At 59.6% G+C, this 272-nt stretch carries 1 pseudogene; it reads left to right on the top strand.

What is annotated here, in order from left to right:
• Positions 1-272: pseudogene (locus tag R0J92_RS23045) on the top strand (catalase-peroxidase); the annotation flags it as partial.

Genomic DNA, 272 nt, shown 5'->3' with positions numbered 1-272 from the left:
CGATTGGGAGCTGACCAAATCCCCTGCCAGCGCATGGATCTGGCATGCAAAGAACCTGAAGGACGAAGACCATGCGCCCGAGGTGAATGGCTCCGGCAAGAAGGTTCCGATCATGATGACCACCGCCGACATGGCGATGAAGATGGACCCGATCTATGGACCGATCTCCAAGCGGTTCCACGAGCATCCGGAAGAGTTCGCTGACGCCTTCAAACGCGCATGGTTCAAGCTGACCCACCGCGACATGGGGCCGAAGGCCTGCTACCTCGGCG

Origin of the sequence: Tritonibacter sp. SIMBA_163 (assembly GCF_046535935.1) — a bacterium.
GTDB classification, from domain to species: Bacteria; Pseudomonadota; Alphaproteobacteria; order Rhodobacterales; family Rhodobacteraceae; genus Epibacterium; species Epibacterium scottomollicae.
Note: the sequence above shows the minus strand (reverse complement) of the source record. Positions and strands in the feature narration are given on the sequence as shown.